Origin of the sequence: Pseudomonas entomophila L48, from assembly GCF_000026105.1 — a bacterium.
Lineage (GTDB): Bacteria > Pseudomonadota > Gammaproteobacteria > Pseudomonadales > Pseudomonadaceae > Aquipseudomonas > Aquipseudomonas entomophila.
In genome coordinates this window covers 5,534,902-5,557,636 of the sequence record NC_008027.1, presented here as the reverse complement: position 1 = coordinate 5,557,636, position 22,735 = coordinate 5,534,902, and the positions used below count along the sequence as shown (strand labels likewise).

Below are 22,735 nucleotides of genomic sequence, written 5' to 3'. Positions count from 1 at the left end.
ACCCCGAGCCATGCTCAATACGCTGCGCAAGATCGTCCAGGAAGTGAACTCCGCCAAAGATCTCAAGACGGCGTTGGGTATCATTGTCTTGCGCGTCAAGGAGGCCATGGGCAGCCAGGTCTGCTCGGTCTACTTGCTCGACCCGGAAACCAACCGTTTCGTGCTGATGGCGACGGAGGGCTTGAACAAGCGTTCCATCGGCAAGGTCAGCATGGCCCCCAACGAGGGCCTGGTCGGCCTGGTCGGTACCCGCGAGGAGCCGCTGAACCTCGAGAACGCCGCCGACCATCCCCGTTACCGCTACTTCGCCGAGACCGGCGAAGAGAAATTCGCCTCCTTCCTCGGTGCCCCCATCATCCACCACCGTCGCGTGGTGGGGGTACTGGTCATCCAGCAGAAGGAGCGCCGCCAGTTCGATGAAGGCGAAGAAGCCTTCCTGGTCACCATGAGCGCCCAGCTCGCCGGGGTTATCGCCCACGCCGAGGCCACCGGCTCCATTCGCGGCCTCGGCCGCCAGGGCAAGGGCATCCAGGAGGCCCGCTTCGTTGGGGTTCCGGGCTCGCCCGGCGCCGCTGTCGGCCGCTCCGTGGTGATGTTGCCGCCCGCCGACCTGGAAGTGGTGCCGGACCGCACCGTCGAGGACATCGACAACGAGCTCAAGCTGTTCAACAACGCCCTCGAAGGCGTGCGCGAGGACATGCGCAAGCTGTCGGCCAAGCTCGCCACCCAGTTGCGCCCCGAAGAGCGCGCGTTGTTCGACGTGTACCTGATGATGCTCGAGGACGCCGCCCTTGGTGGCGAGGTGGTCGAGGTCATCAAGACCGGCCAGTGGGCCCAGGGCGCCCTGCGCCAGGTGGTTGGCGAGCACGTCAACCGCTTCGAGCTGATGGACGACGACTACCTGCGCGAGCGCGCCTCGGACGTCAAGGACCTGGGCCGGCGCCTGCTGGCGTATCTCCAGGAAGCCCGTTCACAGTCGCTGGTCTATGAAGACAACACCATCCTGGTCAGCGAGGAGCTGACCCCCGCCATGCTTGGCGAGGTGCCGGAAGGCAAGCTGGTGGGCCTGGTCTCGGTACTCGGCTCGGGTAACTCCCACGTGGCGATCCTCGCCCGGGCGATGGGTATCCCCACCGTCATGGGCGTGGTCGACCTGCCGTATTCGAAGGCCGACGGCATCGAGATGATCGTCGACGGCTACAAGGGCGAGGTGTTCACCAACCCCGGCGAGGTGCTGCGCAAGCAGTACAGCGACGTGGTCGAGGAAGAGCGCCAGCTGGCCCGCGGGCTCGATGCCCTGCGCGAGCTGCCGTGCATCACCCCGGACGGCCACCGCATGCCGCTGTGGGTCAACACCGGCCTGCTGGCCGATGTGGCCCGTGCCCAGCAGCGTGGCGCCGAGGGGGTCGGCCTGTACCGTACCGAAGTGCCGTTCATGATCAACCAGCGCTTCCCCAGCGAGAAAGAGCAGCTGGCGATCTATCGCGAACAGTTGCAGGCCTTCCACCCGCTGCCGGTGACCATGCGTAGCCTCGATATTGGCGGCGACAAGTCGCTGTCGTACTTCCCGATCAAGGAAGAAAACCCCTTCCTGGGCTGGCGCGGCATCCGCGTCACCCTCGACCACCCGGAAATCTTCCTGGTCCAGACCCGCGCCATGCTCAAGGCCAGCGAGGGCCTGAACAACCTGCGCATCCTGTTGCCGATGATTTCCGGCATCCACGAGCTGGAAGAAGCCCAGCACCTGATCCACCGCGCCTGGGGCGAGGTGCGTGACGAAGGCACCGACGTGCCGATGCCGCCGGTCGGGGTGATGGTGGAGATCCCTGCCGCCGTGTACCAGACCCGCGAGCTGGCGCGGCAGGTGGACTTCCTCTCGGTCGGGTCGAACGACCTGACGCAGTACCTGCTGGCGGTCGACCGCAACAACCCGCGGGTCGCCGATCTGTACGACTACCTGCACCCGGCAGTGCTGCAGGCGTTGCAGACAGTGGTCAGCGTGGCCCACGAAGAAGGCAAGCCGGTGAGCATCTGCGGCGAGATGGCCGGTGACCCGGCAGCCGCGATCCTGCTGATGGCCATGGGTTTCGACAGCCTGTCGATGAACGCCACCAACCTGCCGAAGGTCAAGTGGATGCTGCGCCAGATCAACAAGAGCAAGGCCGAGGAGCTGTTGGCTGACGCCATGAGCCATGACAACCCGCAGGTTATCCACAGCTCGTTGCAGCTGGCGCTGAAGAACCTTGGCTTGGCGCGGATGATCGGGCCGAACAAGACCCTCTGATTTGTAGCGTTTGCAAGGGCCCTTTCGCCGGCAAGCCGGCTCCTACGACGGTTGCGGTGTTACGCCTATACCTGTAGGAGCCGGCTTGCCGGCGAACCACCCACCAAATCACCTCAAACCTCCAGGCTGACCTCCCCGAGGTGCCCACCAAACGGCCCGAAGCTGCGCTCGATCATCCGTCGCCGCCCCTGGTCATCCACGATCAACACCGTGCTCGCCCGCGTCCCATAGTTCTGGCTGGCGATGAACACGCTCGACAGCAGCTTCTCGGTGGCCAGCCCTACACCTGTCTCGGGCAATTCGCTGTCCGGCGCAGGTTGTGCATCAGCCAGCAATGCCAGCAGCCGCTGTGGATCGTCCGAATCAAGCAATCCCTCCAGCCCGCTACGCGCTTTCACCAGCTTCGGCCAGGGCGTATCCAGCCCGGCGTTCGACAGTCCGTATACACCGGGCGAGAGCAGGCGCGGCCCCGCCTCGTGAGCATGTAGGTAACCCAGTTGCTGCCCATCGCCGACCAGCAGGTTGAAGCCGGAATACTGCCCGCTACGGCTGGCCACCTGATCAAGGTAGGCCTCGACCCCCAGTTCACCCCGCAGATAGGCCGCGACCAGTTCTCCTCGTGAGCGCGGCCCCAACGGCTGGCGCGGGTCGCGAATATTGGTCAGTGCCGCGAACCGCCCCCGTGGCCCGACCCCCAGCCAAGTCCCGCCGGCCTCCAGGTCCCGCCCGGCATACACCCCCGGTGCATCCTCCCAGGCGCCCAGGGCCTGGGTAGGCCGGGCATGGAACTCATCGCGGTTGGCTGCGACGATCAGCGGCCGGGCTGTCCCTGGCCGCCAGGCGAATACGATCAGGCACATAGGTTGTCCCCTGTGTTTTCGGCCACTCTACCCGCGCCGCCGGCCGCTAGCCATCACCTGACACAGACTTCACTAGAGCGCCGGGCGTGGCTTCCGTTACCATGCCGGATTGTTTTCCACTGGGGCCACGAATGGAATTCGCTCTCTATCTGCTGCTGGGCGCCTGCGCGGGTGTGCTGGCCGGGCTGTTCGGCGTCGGTGGCGGCATCATCATCGTGCCGGTGCTGGTGTTCAGCTTCACCCTGCAGGGCTTCGACCCTTCGGTGCTGACCCACCTGGCGGTCGGCACGTCGCTGGCGACCATCGTCTTCACCTCGATCAACGCTGTGCTCGAGCACCAGCGCAAGGGCGCGGTGCAATGGCCGATCTTCGCCTGGATGACCGTGGGCATCCTGCTCGGCGCACTGGTCGGTGCCAAGACCGCCTCGTTGATCCAGGGCCCGATGCTGCAGAAGATCATTGGTGTGTTCGCCCTGGTGATCGCCGCGCAGATGGCCCTGGACCTCAAGCCCAAGGCCAGCCGTGGCATCCCCGGCAAACCCGGCCTGACCGCCGCCGGCGGCGTGATCGGCTGGGCCTCGGCCATTTTCGGCATCGGTGGCGGTTCGCTCACCGTGCCCTTCCTGACCTGGCGCAGCCTGCCCATGCAGCAGGCGGTGGCCACCTCGTCGGCCTGCGGCCTGCCGATCGCCCTGGCCAGCGCCCTGAGCTTCATGTGGCTGGGGTGGCATGAAGATCACCTGCCGGCCCACAGTGTCGGTTACGTCTACCTGCCCGCGCTGGTCGGCATTGCCGTGACCAGCATGTTCTTCGCCCGCTTCGGCGCGCGCCTGGCGCACAAGCTGTCGCCGCGCGTGCTCAAGCGCCTGTTCGCCGCGCTGCTGTTCTGCGTCGGACTCAGCTTCCTTATCTGAAACTAGAGGAAAGACAATGCTGCCTTACCCGCAGATCGACCCCGTGGCCGTGGCCCTCGGGCCACTGAAAATCCACTGGTACGGCCTGATGTACCTGATCGGCATCGGCGGCGCCTGGCTGCTGGCCTCGCGCCGGTTGAACCGCTTCGACCCGACCTGGAGCCGCGAGAAACTCTCCGACCTGGTGTTCTGGTTGTCGATGGGGGTGATCGTCGGTGGGCGCCTGGGCTATGTGCTGTTCTACGACCTGCACCAGTACCTGGCCAACCCGACGCTGATCTTCGAGGTGTGGAAGGGCGGCATGTCGTTCCACGGCGGCTTCATCGGCGTGATGCTGGCGGCGCTGTGGTTCGGCAAGCGCAACAACAAGTCGTTCTTCGAGCTGATGGACTTCGTCGCGCCGCTGGTGCCGATCGGCCTGGGCGCCGGGCGCATCGGCAACTTCATCAACGCCGAATTGTGGGGCAAGGCCACCGACGTGCCCTGGGCCATGGTGTTCCCGCCGTTCAGCGACCCGGCGCAACTGCCGCGTCACCCGTCGCAGCTGTACCAGTTCGCCCTCGAAGGTGTGGCATTATTCGTCATCCTTTGGCTGTACTCGCGCAAGCCGCGCCCGACCATGGCCGTTTCCGGCATGTTCGCGCTGTTCTACGGCATCTTCCGCTTCATCGTGGAGTTCGTGCGGGTACCCGACGCCCAGCTGGGCTACATCGCCTTCGGCTGGTTGACCATGGGTCAGTTGCTCTGCGTGCCGATGATCGTCGGCGGCATCTTCCTGATCTGGCTGGCCTACAACCGCAAACCGACGGCCAAGGCCACCGTTTGATTCCCACGGCAGGGGCGATCCCCCTGCCGTTCTTGCTACAGGTAAGCCATGAAACAGTATCTAGATCTGGTCCGTGACGTCATCGACAACGGCACGCTGCAGGAAAACCGCACCGGCATCCGCACCATCAGCCTGCCGGGCGCGATGCTGCGCTTCGACCTGCAGAAAGGCTTCCCGGCCATCACCACGCGCAAGCTGGCGTTCAAGTCGGCGATCGGCGAGATGGTCGGTTTCCTGCGTGGCGTGAAGAACGCCGGCGAATTCCGCGAGCTGGGCTGCAAGGTCTGGGACCAGAACGCCAACGAGAACGCCCAGTGGCTGGCCAACCCGTTCCGCCAGGGGCATGACGACCTCGGTGAGATCTATGGCGTGCAGTGGCGCCAGTGGCCGGGCTACAAGCGCATCCCGCTGAGCAACCCGGCCGCCATCGAGATGGCGGAAAAGGCGGGCTTCCGTCGCATTGCCCAGGATGAGGAGGACGGCCAGGCGTTCGTCATCCTGTACAAGGCCATCGACCAGGTGCGCCAGTGCCTGGACACCATCGCCAACGACCCGGGTAGCCGCCGTATCCTGTTCCACGGCTGGAACTGCGCCCAGCTGGACGAAATGGCCCTGCCGCCGTGCCACTTGCTGTACCAGTTCCACCCGAATGTCGAGACCAAGGAAATCTCCCTGACGCTCTACATCCGCTCCAACGACCTGGGCCTGGGCACACCGTTCAACCTCACCGAAGGCGCGGCTCTGCTGTCGCTGTTCGGCCGCCTGACCGGCTACACCCCGCGTTGGTTCACCTACTTCATCGGCGATGCCCATGTGTACGAGAACCACCTGGACATGCTCAACGAGCAGATGAAGCGCGAACCGCTGGCGGCGCCGAAGCTGGTGATCAGCGACCGCGTGCCGGCGTTCGCCAAGACCGGCAAGTACGAGCCGGAGTGGCTGGAGAAGATCGAGCCGAGCGACTTCTCGCTGGAAGGGTATGAGCACCATGCGCCGATGACGGCGCCGATGGCGGTCTAACTTTCAGATTGCCGGGGCTGCCTTGCAGCCCATCGCGACACAAGGCCGCTCCCACAGGTACGCTGCAGAACCTGTGGGAGCGGCCTTGTGTCGCGAAAGGGGCACGTAGCGCCCCCAGGATTTTCAATGCCCGTGGCTTCTGCCCACGTGTGAGTGCTCCACCTCCGGCACCGACACCGCCCCATTCGTCTCCAGCTGCTGCAGAATCGCGCACTCCGCTCCCTGCGCATTGCACTGCTGGCGCAATTCCACCAGCTGCGCCTGCAGCGCCACCAACCCGTCGATCCGTGCCTGCACATGCTCGATATGCTCGTCGATCAGCGCATTGACGCTGCCGCACGACGCCTCGGGGCTGTCACGCAGGTTCAACAGGCTGCGGATTTCGTCCAGGGTCATGTCCAGGGTGCGACAGTTGCGGATGAAGGTCAGCCGCTCGACGTGGGCCTGGGTATACAGCCGATAGTTGCCATCGCTGCGGGCCGGCTCGGGCAGCAGCTGCTCGCGTTCGTAGTAGCGGATGGTCTCCACGGCGCAGTCGGTGGCCTTGGCCAGTTCTCCGATCTTCATGGCAAATCTCCAGCAAGGGGCTTGACCCTATAGTGGCTACAGGGTGTTCACTTGGCAACAACCCTCCCTGTAGGAGCCGGCTTGCCGGCGAACGCGTCAGCAGAAACGGCACCTTTGCCTGGGCGGACGCTTTCGCTGGCAAAGCCGGCTCCTATAGGGAGCTAGTGCCCTTTTTAAGGATGATTCCATGAACCAGCCAGTCAGCCCCGAACACAAGCATGACCACGACCATGGTGAAAAGGGTCACAGCCACGACACCCATGCCCACAGCTGCTGCGGCTCCCATGCCGCGCCGGCCCTGGTGCAACTGACCGAGAAGGCCAGCGCCCAGGCCCGGCTCAGCCGTTTCCGCATCCAGGCCATGGACTGCCCGACCGAGCAGACGCTGATCCAGGACAAGCTGGGCAAGCTGGCCGGTATCGAGCAACTGGAGTTCAACCTGATCAACCGCGTGCTGGGCGTGCGCCACACCCACGACGGCACCGGCCAGATCGAGCAGGCCATCGACAGCCTGGGCATGAAGGCCGAGCCGCTGGCGGACGAGGACGACGGCAGCGTCGAAGTGCCCCAGGCCAGCAAGACCCGCTGGTGGCCGCTGGCATTGTCCGGTGTAGCCGCGATCGCCGCCGAGCTCGTGCACTTCTCCGGCAAGGCGCCGGAATGGGTAGTGGCGGCGCTGGCCCTGGCGGCCATCCTCGGCTGCGGGCTGGGCACCTACAAGAAGGGCTGGATCGCCCTGAAGAACCGCAACCTCAACATCAACGCCCTGATGAGCATCGCCGTGACCGGCGCCGTGCTGATCGGCCAGTGGCCGGAAGCGGCCATGGTGATGGTGCTGTTCACCGTGGCCGAACTGATCGAAGCCCGCTCGCTGGACCGCGCGCGCAACGCGATCGGCGGCCTGATGCAGCTGGCGCCGGATATGGCGACCGTGCGGGAGGCCGATGGGCAATGGCGTGAAGTCGACGTGCGCGAGGTGGCTTTGGGCGCCCTTGTGCGGGTGCGACCGGGTGAGCGCATCGGCCTGGACGGCGAGGTTGTTAGTGGGCAGTCCAGTGTCGATCAGGCACCGATCACCGGCGAAAGCCTGCCGGTAGAGAAAACCGTGGGCGACAAACTGTTCGCCGGCACCATCAACCAGGCAGGCTCGCTGGAGTACCGCGTCAGCGCAGGTGCCGGCCAGTCGACCCTGGCGCGCATCATCAAGGCGGTCGAGGAAGCCCAGGGCGCCCGTGCGCCGACCCAGCGCTTCGTCGACCAGTTCTCGCGCATCTACACCCCGGTGGTGTTCGCCGTGGCCCTGGCCGTGGCGATCATCCCACCGCTGTTCATGGCCGGCGCCTGGTTCGACTGGATCTACCGCGCCCTGGTGCTGTTGGTGGTGGCCTGCCCGTGCGCCTTGGTGATCTCCACCCCGGTGACCATCGTCAGCGGCCTGGCCGCCGCCGCGCGCAAGGGCATCCTGATCAAGGGTGGTGTGTACCTGGAAGGCGGGCGCAAGCTGGACTTCCTGGCCCTGGACAAGACCGGCACCATCACCCACGGCAAGCCGGTACAGACCGACAGCAAGGTGCTCGACCCGTTGTTCGAAGGCCGTGCCCAGGCGCTGGCCGCAAGCCTTGCCGCCCGCTCCGACCACCCGGTGTCCGGCGCCATCGCCCTGTTCGCCAAGGCGCAAAGCCTGCCATTGAGTGAAGTCACCGAGTTCGCCGCCCTGGCCGGGCGCGGCGTGCGTGGCGACATCGACGGGGAAACCTACCACCTGGGCAACCATCGCTTGGTCGAGGAGCTGGGCCTGTGCTCGCCGCAGCTCGAAGCCGAGCTGGACCAGCTGGAACGTCAGGGCAAGACCGTGGTGCTGCTGCTCGACCGCAGTGGCCCGCTGGCGCTGTTCGCCGTGGCCGACACGGTCAAGGACAGCAGCCGCCAGGCCATCGCCGAACTGCATGAGCTCGGTATCAAGACGGTCATGCTCACCGGCGACAATCCCCACACCGCCCAAGCCATTGCTGCCCAGGTGGGGATCGACCGGGCCGAGGGCAACCTGCTGCCGGCCGATAAGCTCGCCACCATCGAGCGCCTGTACGCCGAGGGCCACCGGGTCGGTATGGTCGGTGACGGTATCAACGACGCACCGGCCCTGGCCCGTGCCGAGATCGGTTTCGCCATGGCCGCCGCCGGTACCGACACGGCCATCGAGACCGCCGACGTGGCGCTGATGGACGATGACTTGCGCAAAATCCCGGCGTTCGTCAGGCTGTCGCGCCAAAGCGCGGCGATCCTCACCCAGAACATCGTGTTGGCCCTGGGGATCAAGGCGATCTTCCTGGCGATCACCTTTGCCGGCATGGCCACCATGTGGATGGCGGTGTTCGCCGACATGGGCGTGAGCTTGCTGGTGGTGTTCAACGGCTTGCGCCTGCTACGCAAATAGAGGTTATCCACAATGCTGAGCGCCGAGCTCAAAGCCTTCTACATGGTGGCCCGCCTGGGCAGCATCACCCTGGCGGCGAAGAAGCTCGGGCTCAGCCAGCCCACGGTGACCACACAGATCCGCAACCTCGAGAGCCAGTACGCGGTGGAGCTGTTCTACCGCGGCGGCCGTCGCCTGGTGCTGAGCGAGGAGGGCGTGCGCCTGCTGCCGATGGTCAAGGCCCTGCTGCAGCAGGAGGCCGACATCGAGTTCGAGCTACGCAACAGCGGGCAGGCCCAGGGTAGCTTGCGCATCGCCGCCACCGCGCCGTACTACATCCTCGACCTGGTGAAGATCTTCCGCGAACGCCTGCCCCAGGTAGATGTGGCGGTCGAGATAGGCAATTCCCAGCAAGTATTGGAAATGCTCGAGGACTACCGGGTGGACATCGCCGCCTCCTCGCAACTGCTGGAGGACGCGCGCCTGGTGCGCCGGGTGCTGGGTACCGACCCGCTGGTGGTGGCGGTGCACCGCAATCATCCGCTGGCCCACCGCCAGACGGTGTCCATCGACGTGGTGGCCGGGCATTGCCTGCTGATGCGCGAGAAGGGCTCCACCACCCGCAAACTCACCGAGCAGATGATGCAGGAGGCCGGTGTGAAAGCGGGGGCGCTGCTGGAAATCGGTAGCCGCGAGTCGATCCGCGAGGCGGTGCTGCGCAATATCGGTATCAGCATCATTGCCCGCCACGAAGTACCGCATAACCCGGAGCTGCGGGTGCTGGCGCTGGAGGAAGCGCCGCTGATGCACGAGTACCTGTATTGCCTCAAGGAGCGGCGCCAGGCGCGCTTGCCGGCCGCGTTCCTGGGGGTGGCGCAGGAGGTTGCGGGGCTTGCGACCTGAGGGGTCAATGCTACCCAGGTAGGAGCCAGCCTTGCTGGCGATGCCCGGCATAGCCGGGCCCTGTGCAAACCCCTGCATCACTTCTCCCCCATCGCCCCACCGCCCAATCACCATAATTCCCTTCGGATCGCCCACTCGTCGCTTTGGTGGGTATGGTGTTGATAAAGCATGTTCGGTGGTTATACTAACCACCGTCCGGCTTACCCAAGGATTGGGTCATGAACAGCCGCGAAATGATTGCAGTAATCGAGGCGGATGGTTGGTACCTGGTGCGTTCGAAAGGCAGCCACCACCACTTCAAGCACCCCCACAAGACCGGACTGGTCACCATCCCGCACCCGAAGAAGGACCTGTTGCCCGCCACCGCGGCCAGCATCCTGCGCCAGGCGCGGATCGGTTACGCCAGTTGAGCAGGAGAACCCCAGCCATGCTTTTCCCTATCGCGATCCTCCCCGGCGACGACCAGCACGCCTGGGGCGTGGAAGTGCCGGACATCCCTGGGTGCTTCTCGGCCGGCGACGACCTTGACGATGCCATTGCCATGGCCCGCGAGGCGATCGAAGGCCACCTGGAATTGCTCGCCCAGGACCAGCAGGAGATCCCCAAGGCCGGCAAGGTCAGCGAGCATGCCGCCAACCCGGCGTTCGCCGGATGCACCTGGGCGCTGATCGACATCGACATCACCCGTTACCTGGGCAAGGCCGAAAAACTCAACATCACCTTGCCGGCCTACCTGCTCACCCGCATCGACAGCTATGTGCAGAACCACCCCGAGCACAAGAGCCGCTCGGGTTTCCTGGCCGAAGCGGCGCTCAAGGTGCTGCAGGGCAAGTAAGCGCCGCAGGGCGATACCTTCAGATCACGCTTTCTCGCTGCAAACTGCTCACATGCCCATGCCCCGCAGCCTGCAGGCGCTCCACCAGATCCATCCGCGCCTGGCCGCCGCCGTTACGCACATAGTCGAGCTCGGCGGCGGTGATCAGTACCACCGGCACCAGCGTCACCGGCGATAGCGGCATGTCCGCCAGGTGTGTGCTGAAGTCGGGCGCTGGCCCGCCGACCAGGACACCGAGGCAGTCATCCTCGGTCACGAAGTGCGCGGGCAATTGCCCCTTCATGCACGGCGACTCGCTCACGCCAGGTAGCTCGAACGACAGCACACCGAAGCGCTCCAGCCGGTGATTGATGCCGCCCGCGTCGGCCACGGTATCGGCCACGGTGCGTACCACGTCGAACGCCCAACTGCCCATGAACGGGCTGACGTCGCCCGTCTTGCCGTACACCGCTTCGGGGAAGTCGGCCGATTCGACGAACAGTTCCAGCTCGAAGCCGTTGCCGGCGCCTTCGACATCATCGAACGGATCAGACAGGCCATCGCTGGCCAGCAGGATGCTGCGCTCTCGGCGCACGATTCGGTAGGCCTGGCGGGTCGATGGCCAGTGCGAGCCGCCCATCAAGCTTGGGCTGATGGCGTAGCCCAGCACATCCTGTTCGACGTTGCCGACCGTCTGCCAATGGCGATCGAGCACGGCGCAGCCCGCCTCGCGCGCGGCCTGGTTGGCGGCTTCGACGGCGGTCATCGCCGGCTCGGGCTCGGCGATTGGCGGCTGGGGTTGTGGTTCAGTTTCGCGGGTGTTTGGGCGCGACTGGCCAAACAGCTTCTTGAAGAAGTCCATGAGCGGTCCTTGCTGGGTAAGAGGGCGACCGCCATGGTGCCGTTATCGGCCGTCTGGCTCAAGTTTGCTGCCAGAGGTGTCGTGCAGCGGCGAGGCCAGCAGGTCTGCTTGCAGGTTCCAGTCCTCGCCAAACAGCTCCGCCGGGTGCATGGTGCGCTCCGCCCCGTTGCCACAGGCCAGCGCCTTGGCCGGGCAATACAGGTCGCACCCCCAGCAGATCCGTTCGGGGTGGCTGGGGTTCACGGGAAATTTCTTGGCCATGGTCTCCCTCCATGAAGTGGATGCCTGCGCTCAGGCTATGCCGCGCATGGCCAAGGGCCTTGATCGGGGTCAACGCCGCTACTTGATCGGCCCGGGCGCCTCCACCTGGCTCATCAGGTCATCGTTCCATTGGCCTTCGACCTGCACATGGGCGGCCGCGCCGAGCATCACCGCTTCGATCAGGTTGTGATTGAGGTAGGTGTACAGGCCGGGCTGGCGGAAGGTGTACAGCGCCGCGCCCGCCGCGCCGCCCGGGATGAACCAGGTTTCCAGGTTGCGCTGCGGCGGGTTGGCGAACTTGCCGGAGGCCCAGACGTAGTCGCCGTGGCCGCCGATCAGGTGCGGGCGGGTGTCGCGGTTGGCCTGCGAGTGCACGATCAGCACCGTCTCGCCCACCTTGGCGGCCAGGGCCTGTTTGCCGGTCAGCGCGCCGACGCTGCCGTTGAACACGATATGGGTCGGCACCAGCCCCTTCATCAGGGGTTGCATGTCGGCGAAGCTGGCGATGGGGGTGGGGTAGCGCTTGTACTTGCCGTCCTTGTCGCGGGGGATGTAGTAGTCCTGCTCGCCGATGTACCAGACCTTGTCGTACTTCAGCGGGCGGCCATCCTGGTCTTTCAGGCCATCGCGCGGCAGCACCATGATCGCGCCGTTCATGCCGCACACCACATGCCACGGGATCATTGCCCCACCGGGCGCACAGTGGTACACGAACACCCCGGCCCGATCGGCCTTGAAGCGCAGCTTCACCTGTTCGCCGGGCTTCACATGGGTCAGCTCGCCGCCGCCCAGAGCGCCCGTGGAGGCGTGGAAGTCGATGTTGTGCATCATGCTGTTGCCGGCCGGGTTGACCAGGGTGAGCTCGACGTAGTCGCCTTCGTGTACCACCAGCAGCGGGCCGGGCACCGAGCCGTTGAAGGTCATGGCGTGGATGAAGGCGCCGTTGTTGTCGACGGCCAGTTCCTTTTCCTCGATGACCAGGCGGAATTCGACGATGCGTGGCTTACCGGGTGCGCGCTGGGTGTGGGCGTGCACTTGGGGCGGTGCGACCAGTTCCACGCTGACCCGCTCTAGCTTCGCCAGATCCACAGGCGACGCTTTTGCCTCCGGCTCCGCTGCCTGGGCCAGGCCAGAGCCCAGCAGGGTGCCGCCGACACCGAGTAACACACCGCCCGCCAGGATGCCGCGCCGGGTCAGGGCCAATCCGTCTTGCTCACTCATGGGACTTCTCCTTAAGTCGACGAAAGCCGTCGGACACAGGATTACCCCTTTTAAACATAAGGTTTATTGAGCGAAAACAAGAAGTGGAAAGGGCTGACAACCTGTCGCAGGTCTGGCGGAAGGCTACTATGGCTTGTGGGGCGCCTCTGGATGGCGTGGGTTGCAACCGGGGCGCGCTGGTCAGCACTGCAAGGAGCACACGGAGTGAGCCGATTCGTCAGTTTCGAGATCACCAACCATCGGCATTACGTGGTCAGTGTCGATCACATCATTGCGATGTATCCGCTGGCTCAGGAGCGCAATTTCAACAAGGGTGGGATTGTGTTGATCAGGGGGATGGGGAAGGAGGGGGGGAATGTGGCGCTTGAGCTGAGTGGGGTTGAGGTGAGGAAGTTGCAGAAGGCGTTGATGGAGGGGTGAGTTGGAAGCCAGAAACAAGAAGCCCCGCGTAGCAAGGCTTTGAATATGGTGCCGCAGTAGGAGTCGACCCCCGGGACCTACTGATTACAAGTCCACTCTATCGCCCAGCGTTCATTGATAAAAGCCGGCTATCAGCTGATTTTGTTGGTTATTCACGGATATTTGGGGCCGGTATCCGGGAGCGCTGTGGACACTCTCAGTAGCTCAGCGCTGCACAGCCCTTCACTCCTTTGCACAGTGTGCAATGCCTCTTGGCCCCCCGTGGCCCGCGCCGCGCCTGCCGTGGCCGGCCGTAGCAAAGCCCAGCCCCTTTGCATTTTTTCCGAGGCGGAGCGCGTCGGCGGGAGGGGGATAAGTGATTTTTCAGCCAGATTTTTTTCCGTAAGGTAAGATTTCCTCTCAAGAGCTCGAGTCTGCCATCTTCGGGCAGAATCAGGCTTACGCGAAGCCGGAGCGTTCGTCAGTAAGAGCAGCTATCTCCCCGTTGTCTTGACGCGCGCAGCATATCTTCAGATGTTATCAAAACAACAGTTTTAGGATTTGGCAGAAGGAGATTTGTGCAAATGGAGTTGGCAGAATTCAAAGATTTCCTGAAATCAAAACCATACTCCGCCGTTGCTGAAGAGCTTATACATAAAAGCTCAATTCATGCTTTTGACTCCCAGAAAGCTTACGAAGACTATAAAGCTCCAATAAAAGCAGATCATCCCCATGCCCACCTAGTTTCCATTGTTGGATCAGCTAACTGGAAATTCAGCCTGAATCCGGATAAGAATTTTAGGGTTTTCCATGAGGGATCGGATATAGATATAGCTATAATTTGTGCGGATAGCTATCTAAAAACCTGGGAAGAACTTAGGCGCTTTCATCGCGATAAATACTATTCACTTGGCCATTCCGCACAGGCAGCATTAAGGCGCAATGGGGAAAACGTATACTCAGGCTTCGCAACCCCCAAGTGGGTGCCAGCCCTTACATCAGAATTAAAACGCGATCACTTAAAGCTCACCGATAAATACTCCAATAAGGCGGTGAGCTACAAGCAGGTCAATATGATGTATTTTAGGAATGTGGCAGAAACGATCGACTACTATGTGCGTAGCATACGTCTAGCCAATAAATAGGGGGAATTATGGATTACGATGTTAGTCTTCAGACTGTAGCTTGGTTCAACAGCCTAAGGAATGACGGCAGTTTGCAAATCAGTCCAAAATTCCAGAGGCGTGCAGTATGGATGGAAAAAGAAAGGTCGTTCCTTATGGATACCATCCTAGGGGACCTGCCTTTTCCAGAGATATACATGCAGATTACGACCGATCCAGAGTCCGGAAAACAGCAGCATATAGTTGTTGATGGTCAACAGCGGATTACTTCGATCATTAAATTCATTGATAATGAATTTGGATTGCCAAACAACGACAACTGGTCGAATGAGTATTTTAGGGATCTGTCGACAACTCAAAAAGAAGAGTTCTGGGATTATAAGGTTGTAGTTAGATTTCTTCGCAAAACGAATGATGAAGAAATACGTAACACATTCACTAGGCTGAATACTAACAATATAGTTCTTAACGATCAGGAGCTTAGGAATGCGCGATACAAAGGGCTTTTCAAGCAGCTCTCAGAAAGGCTTGCCGACAACCCCTATTTTCAAAGTATCGGGCTTTTTACACCTCGCGACGTAAGGAGAATGCTAGACATTGAATATGTCAGTGAGCTACTGCTCCGTCAGGTGTACGGAATAACAAATAAAAAAGACCTGCTGGAAACTGCTTATATCGAATTTGACGAGGAATTCCCTACGGAGTCAGATTGCGAAAGTGAGTTCAATAGCAGTATTTCCTTAATAAAAAACATACTGGATAAAGATAATCTTCAGTACTTCAAGTCAAAAGGGGTTTTCCATTCTCTATTTGGAGTTTGTCTAGAATATACGCGAAGTACTGGGCTTAGCCATTTCAGCAACGCGCAGCAACTAAAAGAAGAGCTTACAAAGCTCGTTGTTTCCGCCAAGCAAAACGACTTTTCGTCTGGTGATGAGGATGTGGTGATTTTCTCTGAGGTTTCATCAAGATCAACCTCGGACAAATCCAAGCGAGCCGAGCGGGAAAGAGTGTTTTCAGCGATTTTTAAACGAATTGAGGGTGTGTAAGTCATTAGGGTTGAGCAGTAACACCTTGAAGAACTGAGGCAAAATTGCTCGCGCGAACAGCGTGCAGACTGTTCGCTTGGGCATTGTGAGGTGTAGGGCTTGCACCATGTACATGGCCAGCTAGTTGTACGTTCATCTGCTCAACGAGATGGAGCAGATCGCACAACACCTGCAGTACATTGACCTCTTCCGACCCCAGCCAGGTTTTGGGAGCCTGCAGTCGCTGACTGACGTTGGAGACGCTGCGGCGCAGGCCCAGGATCTGCTCTTGAACATCACCGCCAATCGTCGCGTTGAGCTTCTGCCCCACCACCAGGTTGAGGTCGCGCCCGGTGGCCTAGTGCAGGTCATCCACAGCGGCCAGGCTCGCGGATCCGCCGGACAGCAGCTTCAGCGCGCCCAGGGCTTCGACCTTCTTCACCCCGCCCACCGTCTCGGTGGAATGTTCGTCCACGTTCCTGGTGTGGCTCTGGAACTGCTCGCGGTTGGCCAGCGACTCCACCTCGCGCTCGATCGCCTTGTCCTGGATCTTCCCGTCCGTCTGGCGCAGCCAGTTGCCTTCCGCGTCGACGCGCTGCTGGCAGGCCTCGCTGTGCTGCCAGACCTGGTCGCCTTTCGGTACCCGGGGCAGGCTCAACCAATTTGAGAAAGTTCGCGTTTGTCAGTACTGCCGCCGAGCGTGAGTACAAGGACCTGCCACAGGATGTCCAGGATGATTTCGGTAAGGACCTGCGGCGCATTCAGTACGGGCAGGACCCTGTACGGCCTATCAAGTCACTGACTGATTCGGTGGGGGCGGGGGCAATCGAGCTCATCATCAACGGCAGCCCGGCTTTCAGATGTGTGTACGTAGCCAAATATGCAGACATGGTGGTTGTGCTGCATTCGTTCGTGAAAACCACCAACAGGTCGGACCGGCATGCGATGCAGGTCGCTGAGGATCGATTGAAGGAGCTGAAGCTGGAGCTCAGAAAGATGGGGTACAGGGTTTAGCTGCCGGGCGCTTGCGAGATCACAATCTGGGGAAGGGCATCAGTATCGTTCGAGGCCAGTACAAGGCGGGTGCGAAAGCCGAGCTTATCGAGCATGTCCAGCATGGCATCCAGCGTGAATTTCTCGATCTTGCCATTGGCCAGCTCGGATACCCGGGACTGGGTGACGTTCAGCCTGGCTGCGGCCTCGTGTTGCTTGAGGCCCATTTTCTTGATGCAGTCGGTGATGAAGATGGAAAGGTCCATCTTCAAAGCCATCTTGCTGGCCGTTTCCGCATCGTGGGTAACGTGGAAGGGGCTTTCGTGGAATTGAAGTGCCATTGGCCGACCTGCCCTGAATATCTAAAATTTACGATAAAAATCGTAGCGGCCTGGGCGGGGCAAGTCAAAGCTTCATTCGCAACAAAACAAAAAAGGCCCACCTTTCGGTGAGCCTCTTGAGTACTACGTATGGTGCCGGCACCAGGAATCGAACCCGGGACCTACTGATTACAAGTCAGTTGCTCTACCATCTGAGCTATACCGGCACAGGGGCGTCATTATAGCGATGGAATCGCGGCTGTAAACCACTTCGTTGCATTCATCGCCAAAACCCCTAAGTCACCGAGGCGAAAGGAGAATTTTCCTACCAGCCGCGGTGGATGGTGTTGACGCTCGGCTCAGGCTTGCCTGGGTTGAAGAACAGCTTGTTGTTGTCACAACCGCGCTTGCGGCAGCTGCCGTCGACGTTGTGCAGCGGCAGGCCGCGGTCGCCGCCGAGCTGCATGCCGGGCATGTTCCAGTCGAGCGGGGCGGGTTTGCTGCTGGCGGTGTTGCCGGCGCAGCCGGTCATGGCCAGGGCGAGGGTCAGCAGGGCGAAGGGCTTGGCGTGTTTCACGTGGTTCGGGTCCGTTCCGGGATCAGTCTTTGTTCAAAATGCGCTGGATGGTGCCGCCGCAGGCCATGTAGCAGGAGTCGTAGTCGTTGCCGCAACTGTAGCTGCTCCCCGTCGAGAAGGGATAGCTCGGGTGGTAGCAACTGTGACGCGCTTCCTTCTTGCTCTTGCCGTTCTGGCAGTACTGGTAGGCCCTCATCTCGGCCTGGTACAGCGCGCGTTCGCTGTTTTCCTGCAACCGGGCCATCTGCTGGCAATGGTTGCGCTGCGCGGAGCAGCTGTTGATGCAGTTCATGCCATGCGCACTGGGCGGTGGCGAATATCTATAGCTGTAGCTCGGGCCACAGCCGGCCAGCGGCAGGCAGGCCAATAGCAGGGCCGCGAGGCCCTTGCGGGAAAATGCCATGGGGGGTGCAGTCCTTGATCATTCGTCGCTGAACTCCAGCAGGTCGCCCGGTTGGCAGTTCAGTGCGCGACACAGCTTCTCCAGGGTCTCGATCTTGAAACCCTTGATCTTGCCGTTCTTCAGCAGCGACAGGTTCGCTTCCGTGATGCCGATGATTTCCGCCAGGTCCTTGGAACGTATCTTGTTCCGGGCCATGACGACGTCGAGGCGGATGATTATCGGCATAGGGAGCGGTTAGACATAACAGTTGTGTTCATCGCTGATGGTCTTGGCGTCACGCATGAGCAGCGAGAAGGCACACAGCAGGATGCCTTTCATGATCTCGTAGACAGCCAGCGATGATACACCGATCGAGACGCTGAAGCTCCTTTCCCCGGCAGGCAGGTCGATGGCCAGGGCCAAGCCCTGGAGGGTGTCGATCACCGGCCACAGCAGCGGCATGCCGATGCACAGCAGGCCGACCCACCACAGCAGCTTGATGTTGGCGTTGGTCCAGGTCTGGCCCTTGGACAGCCGGTGGAAGAACAGGCCGGTCATGCCCAGGGCCACGGCCGAGATGCTGGTGGGGATCATGTCCAGTACCAGGACCAGGCCGATGGACAGGGTCGAGGGCTGGTAGTTGGGCGCCAGCAGCAGGGGCATCTGGTCGCCGTGGCCCTGCAGGTAGGCGGCCTGTACTTCGGGGAAGTCGAACAGCCACAGCATGGGGGTGCCGAGCAGCTCTACCGCGGCGGTCGTCCAGGCGAGAAAGGCGGCGAATGCGCCAATGGTGCGTAGGCGCGAACGCGCATAGGCCACGGATCTACTGTTCATGGGGTGCCTCCGTACAGTGATGAACGGGGCGGATTATTCTTGAATAATTATCGTAATACAATAATTAATTGATGGATTTTGGCTGTGGTGACACTTTGCCGCAGGGGAGGCATTTGAATCGCGGTGGTGGTGATGGCCCTTTCGCCAGCAAGCTGGCTCCTACAGGGGGTGGGGGTTGGGCTGGATAATATAATTTACGAAGCTTTCAGCAGGCTTTAAGGGGTTTTCACTGTTTGTGGACGACTGCTCGCGATAAATAATTAGTCTCAGTCTATCGTTTTGACTTATTCGATCAGCTCAGCTAATCTTGTGTGCATTATGTTGAACAGTAAAGCTTTCAAGCTCCTCTCCACCTCCCGCCTGGTTTCCCGTGAACGTCACTGGACCGGCGACCTCTAGTTCCTCCCTCCCTCTTCAGCCTTAAACGTCTATTTCCGGCGCCGATGACTGTGCGCCCGGCTGCTGTCGCCCATGGGAGGGCACCATGCGTTCCTGGATCTATCTGATCGTCGCCATCACCTTCGAGGTGATCGGCACGGCGTCGATGAAACTCGCCGCCACTCATTTCCCCGTGATGGGGCATGTGGTCATGTACGTCATGATCTGTCTGTCGTATTTCTTCCTGGCCCTGGCGGTCAAGCGGGTGCCGGTGGGCGTCGCTTACGCGCTGTGGGAAGGCTTCGGTATCGTGCTGATCACCCTGATCAGCGTGCTGTGGCTGGGTGAAAGCCTGGGCTGGACCAAGGCCCTGGGCCTGGCGGTGATGATCGCCGGCATCCTGCTGGTCAAGGCGGGTACCCGGGCCAAGGCTGTCGAACGTGAAGGGGAGGCGCTGCCATGCTGATCCCATTCGCCTGGCTGGGCCTGGCCATTGCGCTGGAAGTGCTGGCCAACCTGCTGCTCAAGTACTCCGACGGCTTCCGCCGCAAGGGCCTGGGCGTGGCCTCGATCCTCTGCGTGCTGGCGGCCTTCACCGCGCTGGCCCAGGCGGTGCAGGACATCGAACTGTCGCTGGCCTACGCCATCTGGGGTGGCTTCGGCATCCTCGCCACCGTGGCCATGGGCTGGGCCTTGTTCGGCCAGCGCCTGGCCGGTCGTGGCTGGCTGGGGCTGGTGCTGCTGCTGGTGGGCATGAGCCTGCTGAAACTGGCCTGAACCCCCTCGTTCGAGGGTGGTTAGAGCGTTTGGCTGGAATGCTTATGCACAAGGAGCATTTGCGCCTTGCACAAAAGGCATGCCGGCCGACGCTACCACCTGTCTTTGCGCAAAGGCCTGTTTTCTCTGGCTTTCACGGTTTCAGTGGAATAAGCAAAGCGGCGCAAATAGCGCTTTTCTTCATCGTCACGTGATTTTCATCACAAGCTTGTTCACAGACTTATCCACAGGTTTTCAAGCCTGCTGCGGCGATCCGTCGCGCTCGGCCAGCAGTAGCAAGTTGCGTGGCGTGAGGGGGTAGTCGCAGAACAGGCCGACGCGTACCGCGTAGCCTTGCTCCTGCAGGAACAGTGCGCGGTCGAGCACCAGCCACATCTCCAACGGTCGTCGGAACAGGTTGCGCACCAGCTCGAGGTTGCGCACCTGGGCCAGGCGTTGCCATCCCATCGCCTCCAGGCTGGCCCAATCGGGATCTGCGCTCAGCGCCATCTGCTTGAGGTCAGCCAGGTCGCGGCAGTACTGCTCGAAGGGCTTTGCCAGCCAGCTGACGGGTAGCGAGGGGGTCGGCAGGTAGTCGTCCACGCCGCGTTGCTGGCGCTGCAGCAAGTCGAAGCCCAGGCGGCGGGCCATGGAGGTGTCGCGCTGGCGGCGTGTCCTGAGGCTGGAGGTCACCGCCTCGCTCAGCGGCAGGCCCAGGTCTTCCTGGGTCAGAGCCAGGGTCGAGGCCAGCGCGGCTGCCGACATCGCATGGTAATGCTTGCCCTGGATGCGGTTGTAGCAGCAGGGGGCCACGGCGATCTGCTGGCACCCCTGTTGGCTGGCCGCTTGCAGCAGGCGCACGTGCAGGTCGCCACAGGCATGCAGGGCGACTGCGCTTTTGCCGCCATCAAGGTACTGGACACTGTCCGCCGCCATGACGTCCTGGTGCACATGGGTGGCGGGCAGGTAGTGATGGTCGCTCAGGGCCTGGCCCGCGTTGACCAGGTCGACGTCGTACTCCAGGCAGGTCAGTTGTTGGCCGGGCTGCAGCAGGCGACGGCCCAGGTGGCCTTTGCCTGAGCACCAGTCGAGCCAGTGCTGCACTGGTTGCGCAAATGCCAGGCGGCTGGCGAAGGCTTCGATCTGTTGCCACTTGCGGCCGGGGACGTTGACGTCGAGGCGGTGGCTGGCGGGGTGCAGGCCGGCGTAGGGCAACTCGCCCACCTCGGCCAGGTGCAGGGCCTGCTCGGCCAGCTGTGGAAAGGGGGCCGGGGCGGGGAGGCGCTCGGGATGTTGCTGGGCGGCTTCGGCCTGTTCCAGGGTGCGTTGGCGTAGCCAGTGGGACAGTTCGGGATGCTCGCTTTCCCAGCCCATTCGCGCGTGCGTGAAGGGGCGTGGACGCCACAGGTGCTGATGCTCGACGAGGAAGTGGTCGAGGGCCTGGAAGCGCTCGAGCAGGTGCGGGTCGTGGAGTGGGGGCGTGGTCGGCATGCAGGTACCGCGGCGTTGTTGGTTGGGGCCGCTTCGCGGCCCATCGCCGGCAAGCCGGCTCCTACAAGGGCCGCGCAATACCGGGCAATGGGGGGCGCAGCGTGTTACAGGCTCAACGCCCTTGGCTGGCGTCCACGCGCAGCCAGCGCTCCAGCAGCTTGAAGCCCTGCACCAGGAAGAACGAGATCAGCAGGTAGAACACCCCGGCGGCGAAGAAGATCTCCACTGGCAGGTAGGTCCGGGCAATGATGGTCCGTGCCATGCCGGTCAGCTCCAGTAGCGTCACGGTACTGGCCAGGGCGCTGGCCTTGAGCATCAGGATCACTTCGTTGCTGTAGGCCGGCAGGCCGATGCGCGCGGCGCGCGGCAGCATGATGTAGAACAGCGCCTTGCCGCGGGACATGCCCAGCGCCCGGGCGGCTTCGATCTCGCCCCTGGGGATCGCCTGCAGCGCGCCGCGCAGGATCTCGGCGATGTAGGCCGCAGTGTGCAGGGTCATGGTCAGCACCGTGCACCAGAACGGATCGCGCAGGTATGGCCACAGCGAGCTGTCGCGCACCAGGTCGAACTGCGCCAGGCCGTAGTAGACCAGGAACAGCTGCACCAGCAGCGGGGTGCCGCGGAAGAAGAAAATGTAGCCGTAGGGCAGGGCGCGCACGTACCAGTGCCGCGAAGAGCGCGCGATACCCAGCGGAATGGCCAGGATCAGTCCGGCGATGACCGCGATGGCCACCAGCTCCAGCGTCAGGGTCGCACCCTGGGCCAGGCGTGGCAGCCACTTGATGATGACTTCCCAGTTCATTTATTCGGCCCTCATGAAGCCGCGAGCGGCGCGCTTTTCCAGGAAGTGCATGCCGGTCATGGCGATGACGGTCAGGCCCAGGTAGATGCACGCGGCGACCGCGTAGAAGGTGAACGGTTCCTTGGTCACGGTCACGCCGATCTGCGCGTGGCGCATGATCTCCTCCAGGCCGATCACCGACACCAGCGCGGTGTCCTTCATCAGGATCATGAACAGGTTGCCCAGGCCCGGCAGGGCGATGCGCCACATCTGCGGCAGGATGATCCGCGAGAGGATGCGCCCTTTCGACAAACCGAGGGCCAGGCCCGCTTCACGGTGCCCCTTGGGGATGGCCAGGATCGCGCCGCGGAACACTTCCGTGGCGTAGGCGCCGAAGCACAGGCCGAGGGCAATCACGCCGGCGGCGAAGGCGCTGAGCTCCAGGCCTGGCATGTTGAAGAGTGCGCCGAGGCTGTTCATCAGCCCGACGGTACCGAAGTAGATGAGCAGTACCCAGAGCAGTTCGGGTACGCCGCGCACCAGTGTCGAATAGGTGCCGCCAAGCCATTGCAGCGGCTTGACCGAAGAAGTCTTGGCCAGGGCGCCGAGCAGCCCAAGGACCAGCCCCAGCAGCAGGGCGCAGAGCGCCAGTTTTACCGTCATCAGGGTGCCGGCCATCATGGCCGGACCGAAGCCGTGCAGGTCGATATTCATGGGTAAGTTTGTT

At 62.2% G+C, this 22,735-nt stretch carries 27 protein-coding genes, 1 tRNA gene and 1 pseudogene; 14 read left to right on the top strand and 15 right to left on the bottom strand.

Features of this window, described 5'->3' with window-relative positions; all coding sequences use genetic code 11:
- Nucleotides 1–10 precede the first annotated feature (10 nt).
- A complete protein-coding gene (ptsP, locus tag PSEEN_RS24230; RefSeq protein ID WP_011536222.1) occupies nt 11–2,284 on the top strand; it encodes a phosphoenolpyruvate--protein phosphotransferase in 2,274 nt (757 codons plus the stop codon).
- Nucleotides 2,285–2,397: 113 nt separating this feature from the next.
- On the opposite strand, the gene PSEEN_RS24225 is transcribed toward ptsP, so the two are convergent.
- Nucleotides 2,398–3,144 carry an NRDE family protein gene (locus tag PSEEN_RS24225; protein WP_011536221.1) on the bottom strand — a complete coding sequence of 249 codons (747 nt, stop codon included), beginning with the start codon at nt 3,142–3,144 and terminating at the stop codon, nt 2,398–2,400.
- A 131-nt stretch (nt 3,145–3,275) separates the two neighbouring features.
- Here PSEEN_RS24225 and PSEEN_RS24220 point away from each other — a divergent pair, with 131 nt between their 5' ends.
- The 3 genes from PSEEN_RS24220 to PSEEN_RS24210 are packed head-to-tail and all read left to right on the top strand — an operon-like array spanning nt 3,276 to nt 5,904.
- On the top strand, nt 3,276–4,058 hold the full coding sequence (locus PSEEN_RS24220; protein ID WP_011536220.1) for a sulfite exporter TauE/SafE family protein: 783 nt from the start codon (nt 3,276–3,278) through the stop codon (nt 4,056–4,058).
- A gap of 16 nt (nt 4,059–4,074) precedes the next feature.
- Nucleotides 4,075–4,884: a prolipoprotein diacylglyceryl transferase gene (gene lgt, locus PSEEN_RS24215; RefSeq protein ID WP_011536219.1), complete on the top strand. Its 810-nt coding sequence runs from the start codon at nt 4,075–4,077 to the stop codon at nt 4,882–4,884.
- 48 nt (nt 4,885–4,932) lie between these two features.
- The gene (locus PSEEN_RS24210; protein WP_011536218.1) at nt 4,933–5,904 is read left to right on the top strand and encodes a thymidylate synthase; all 972 of its coding nucleotides are present in this window, start codon (nt 4,933–4,935) and stop codon (nt 5,902–5,904) included.
- A 123-nt stretch (nt 5,905–6,027) separates the two neighbouring features.
- Here PSEEN_RS24210 and cadR read toward each other — a convergent pair whose 3' ends face one another.
- Nucleotides 6,028–6,471 carry a cadmium resistance transcriptional regulator CadR gene (cadR, locus tag PSEEN_RS24205; RefSeq protein WP_011536217.1) on the bottom strand — a complete coding sequence of 148 codons (444 nt, stop codon included), beginning with the start codon at nt 6,469–6,471 and terminating at the stop codon, nt 6,028–6,030.
- A 187-nt stretch (nt 6,472–6,658) separates the two neighbouring features.
- Here cadR and PSEEN_RS24200 point away from each other — a divergent pair, with 187 nt between their 5' ends.
- The 4 genes from PSEEN_RS24200 to PSEEN_RS24185 all read left to right on the top strand — a co-directional run bounded on the left by PSEEN_RS24200 (nt 6,659) and on the right by PSEEN_RS24185 (nt 10,622).
- On the top strand, nt 6,659–8,905 hold the full coding sequence (locus PSEEN_RS24200; RefSeq protein ID WP_011536216.1) for a heavy metal translocating P-type ATPase: 2,247 nt from the start codon (nt 6,659–6,661) through the stop codon (nt 8,903–8,905).
- Nucleotides 8,906–8,917: 12 nt separating this feature from the next.
- Nucleotides 8,918–9,787, top strand: coding sequence for a LysR family transcriptional regulator (locus PSEEN_RS24195; RefSeq protein ID WP_011536215.1), 870 nt, complete (start codon nt 8,918–8,920; stop codon nt 9,785–9,787).
- Between the two features lie 218 nt (nt 9,788–10,005).
- Complete coding sequence (locus PSEEN_RS24190; protein ID WP_011536214.1) at nt 10,006–10,197, top strand: type II toxin-antitoxin system HicA family toxin; 192 nt, start codon at nt 10,006–10,008, stop codon at nt 10,195–10,197.
- Between the two features lie 17 nt (nt 10,198–10,214).
- A complete protein-coding gene (locus PSEEN_RS24185) occupies nt 10,215–10,622 on the top strand; it encodes a type II toxin-antitoxin system HicB family antitoxin (protein WP_011536213.1) in 408 nt (135 codons plus the stop codon).
- A gap of 19 nt (nt 10,623–10,641) precedes the next feature.
- Here the strand turns inward: PSEEN_RS24185 and PSEEN_RS24180 are convergent, their stop codons facing one another.
- The 3 genes from PSEEN_RS24180 to nirK form a co-directional block, all read right to left on the bottom strand.
- Nucleotides 10,642–11,463, bottom strand: coding sequence for a suppressor of fused domain protein (locus PSEEN_RS24180; protein ID WP_011536212.1), 822 nt, complete (start codon nt 11,461–11,463; stop codon nt 10,642–10,644).
- A 42-nt stretch (nt 11,464–11,505) separates the two neighbouring features.
- Nucleotides 11,506–11,724, bottom strand: coding sequence for a DUF3079 domain-containing protein (locus PSEEN_RS24175; RefSeq protein WP_011536211.1), 219 nt, complete (start codon nt 11,722–11,724; stop codon nt 11,506–11,508).
- A gap of 78 nt (nt 11,725–11,802) precedes the next feature.
- Nucleotides 11,803–12,945 carry a copper-containing nitrite reductase gene (gene nirK, locus PSEEN_RS24170; RefSeq protein WP_011536210.1) on the bottom strand — a complete coding sequence of 381 codons (1,143 nt, stop codon included), beginning with the start codon at nt 12,943–12,945 and terminating at the stop codon, nt 11,803–11,805.
- A 204-nt stretch (nt 12,946–13,149) separates the two neighbouring features.
- Here nirK and PSEEN_RS24165 point away from each other — a divergent pair, with 204 nt between their 5' ends.
- From PSEEN_RS24165 to PSEEN_RS24160, 3 genes are all read left to right on the top strand, one after another.
- Nucleotides 13,150–13,365, top strand: coding sequence for a hypothetical protein (locus PSEEN_RS24165; RefSeq protein WP_044488541.1), 216 nt, complete (start codon nt 13,150–13,152; stop codon nt 13,363–13,365).
- Between the two features lie 563 nt (nt 13,366–13,928).
- Nucleotides 13,929–14,489: a hypothetical protein gene (locus tag PSEEN_RS26790; RefSeq protein ID WP_011536208.1), complete on the top strand. Its 561-nt coding sequence runs from the start codon at nt 13,929–13,931 to the stop codon at nt 14,487–14,489.
- Between the two features lie 8 nt (nt 14,490–14,497).
- A complete protein-coding gene (locus tag PSEEN_RS24160) occupies nt 14,498–15,517 on the top strand; it encodes a DUF262 domain-containing protein (protein ID WP_011536207.1) in 1,020 nt (339 codons plus the stop codon).
- 4 nt (nt 15,518–15,521) lie between these two features.
- On the opposite strand, the pseudogene PSEEN_RS24155 reads toward PSEEN_RS24160, so the two are convergent.
- Nucleotides 15,522–16,154 (bottom strand): annotated as a pseudogene (locus PSEEN_RS24155) (hypothetical protein); the annotation flags it as partial.
- Between the two features lie 5 nt (nt 16,155–16,159).
- Between PSEEN_RS24155 and PSEEN_RS24150 the strand changes: the two are divergent.
- Nucleotides 16,160–16,510 carry a type II toxin-antitoxin system RelE/ParE family toxin gene (locus PSEEN_RS24150; protein ID WP_011536204.1) on the top strand — a complete coding sequence of 117 codons (351 nt, stop codon included), beginning with the start codon at nt 16,160–16,162 and terminating at the stop codon, nt 16,508–16,510.
- Here the strand turns inward: PSEEN_RS24150 and PSEEN_RS24145 are convergent.
- From PSEEN_RS24145 to PSEEN_RS24120, 6 genes are all read right to left on the bottom strand, one after another.
- A complete protein-coding gene (locus PSEEN_RS24145; RefSeq protein ID WP_011536203.1) occupies nt 16,507–16,830 on the bottom strand; it encodes a helix-turn-helix domain-containing protein in 324 nt (107 codons plus the stop codon). The two genes, PSEEN_RS24150 and PSEEN_RS24145, sit on opposite strands and share 4 nt — an antisense overlap.
- Before the next feature lie 130 nt (nt 16,831–16,960).
- A tRNA-Thr gene (locus tag PSEEN_RS24140) sits at nt 16,961–17,036 on the bottom strand.
- A 98-nt stretch (nt 17,037–17,134) separates the two neighbouring features.
- Entirely contained in the window at nt 17,135–17,386 is a 252-nt protein-coding gene (locus tag PSEEN_RS24135; protein ID WP_011536202.1) for a hypothetical protein, read from the bottom strand.
- Between the two features lie 22 nt (nt 17,387–17,408).
- Nucleotides 17,409–17,789 (bottom strand): hypothetical protein, encoded by a 381-nt coding sequence (locus PSEEN_RS24130; RefSeq protein WP_011536201.1) that lies wholly within the window; start codon nt 17,787–17,789, stop codon nt 17,409–17,411.
- A gap of 18 nt (nt 17,790–17,807) precedes the next feature.
- Nucleotides 17,808–18,014 carry a helix-turn-helix domain-containing protein gene (locus tag PSEEN_RS24125; protein ID WP_011536200.1) on the bottom strand — a complete coding sequence of 69 codons (207 nt, stop codon included), beginning with the start codon at nt 18,012–18,014 and terminating at the stop codon, nt 17,808–17,810.
- 9 nt (nt 18,015–18,023) lie between these two features.
- On the bottom strand, nt 18,024–18,602 hold the full coding sequence (locus tag PSEEN_RS24120) for a hypothetical protein (protein WP_011536199.1): 579 nt from the start codon (nt 18,600–18,602) through the stop codon (nt 18,024–18,026).
- 484 nt (nt 18,603–19,086) lie between these two features.
- Between PSEEN_RS24120 and PSEEN_RS24115 the strand changes: the two genes are divergently transcribed.
- Both PSEEN_RS24115 and mdtI read left to right on the top strand, forming a co-directional pair.
- Entirely contained in the window at nt 19,087–19,446 is a 360-nt protein-coding gene (locus tag PSEEN_RS24115; RefSeq protein WP_011536198.1) for a multidrug/spermidine efflux SMR transporter subunit MdtJ, read from the top strand.
- Nucleotides 19,440–19,757 (top strand): multidrug/spermidine efflux SMR transporter subunit MdtI, encoded by a 318-nt coding sequence (gene mdtI / locus PSEEN_RS24110; RefSeq protein ID WP_011536197.1) that lies wholly within the window; start codon nt 19,440–19,442, stop codon nt 19,755–19,757. Before PSEEN_RS24115 ends, mdtI begins: the two co-directional genes overlap by 7 nt.
- Before the next feature lie 234 nt (nt 19,758–19,991).
- On the opposite strand, the gene PSEEN_RS24105 is transcribed toward mdtI, so the two are convergent.
- The 3 genes from PSEEN_RS24105 to PSEEN_RS24095 all read right to left on the bottom strand — a co-directional run bounded on the left by PSEEN_RS24105 (nt 19,992) and on the right by PSEEN_RS24095 (nt 22,722).
- On the bottom strand, nt 19,992–21,227 hold the full coding sequence (locus PSEEN_RS24105; protein ID WP_011536196.1) for a methyltransferase: 1,236 nt from the start codon (nt 21,225–21,227) through the stop codon (nt 19,992–19,994).
- A 112-nt stretch (nt 21,228–21,339) separates the two neighbouring features.
- Nucleotides 21,340–22,029, bottom strand: a complete 690-nt coding sequence (locus PSEEN_RS24100; RefSeq protein WP_011536195.1) for an ABC transporter permease — start codon at nt 22,027–22,029, stop codon at nt 21,340–21,342.
- Complete coding sequence (locus PSEEN_RS24095; RefSeq protein WP_011536194.1) at nt 22,030–22,722, bottom strand: ABC transporter permease; 693 nt, start codon at nt 22,720–22,722, stop codon at nt 22,030–22,032.
- Nucleotides 22,723–22,735: the final 13 nt, after the last annotated feature.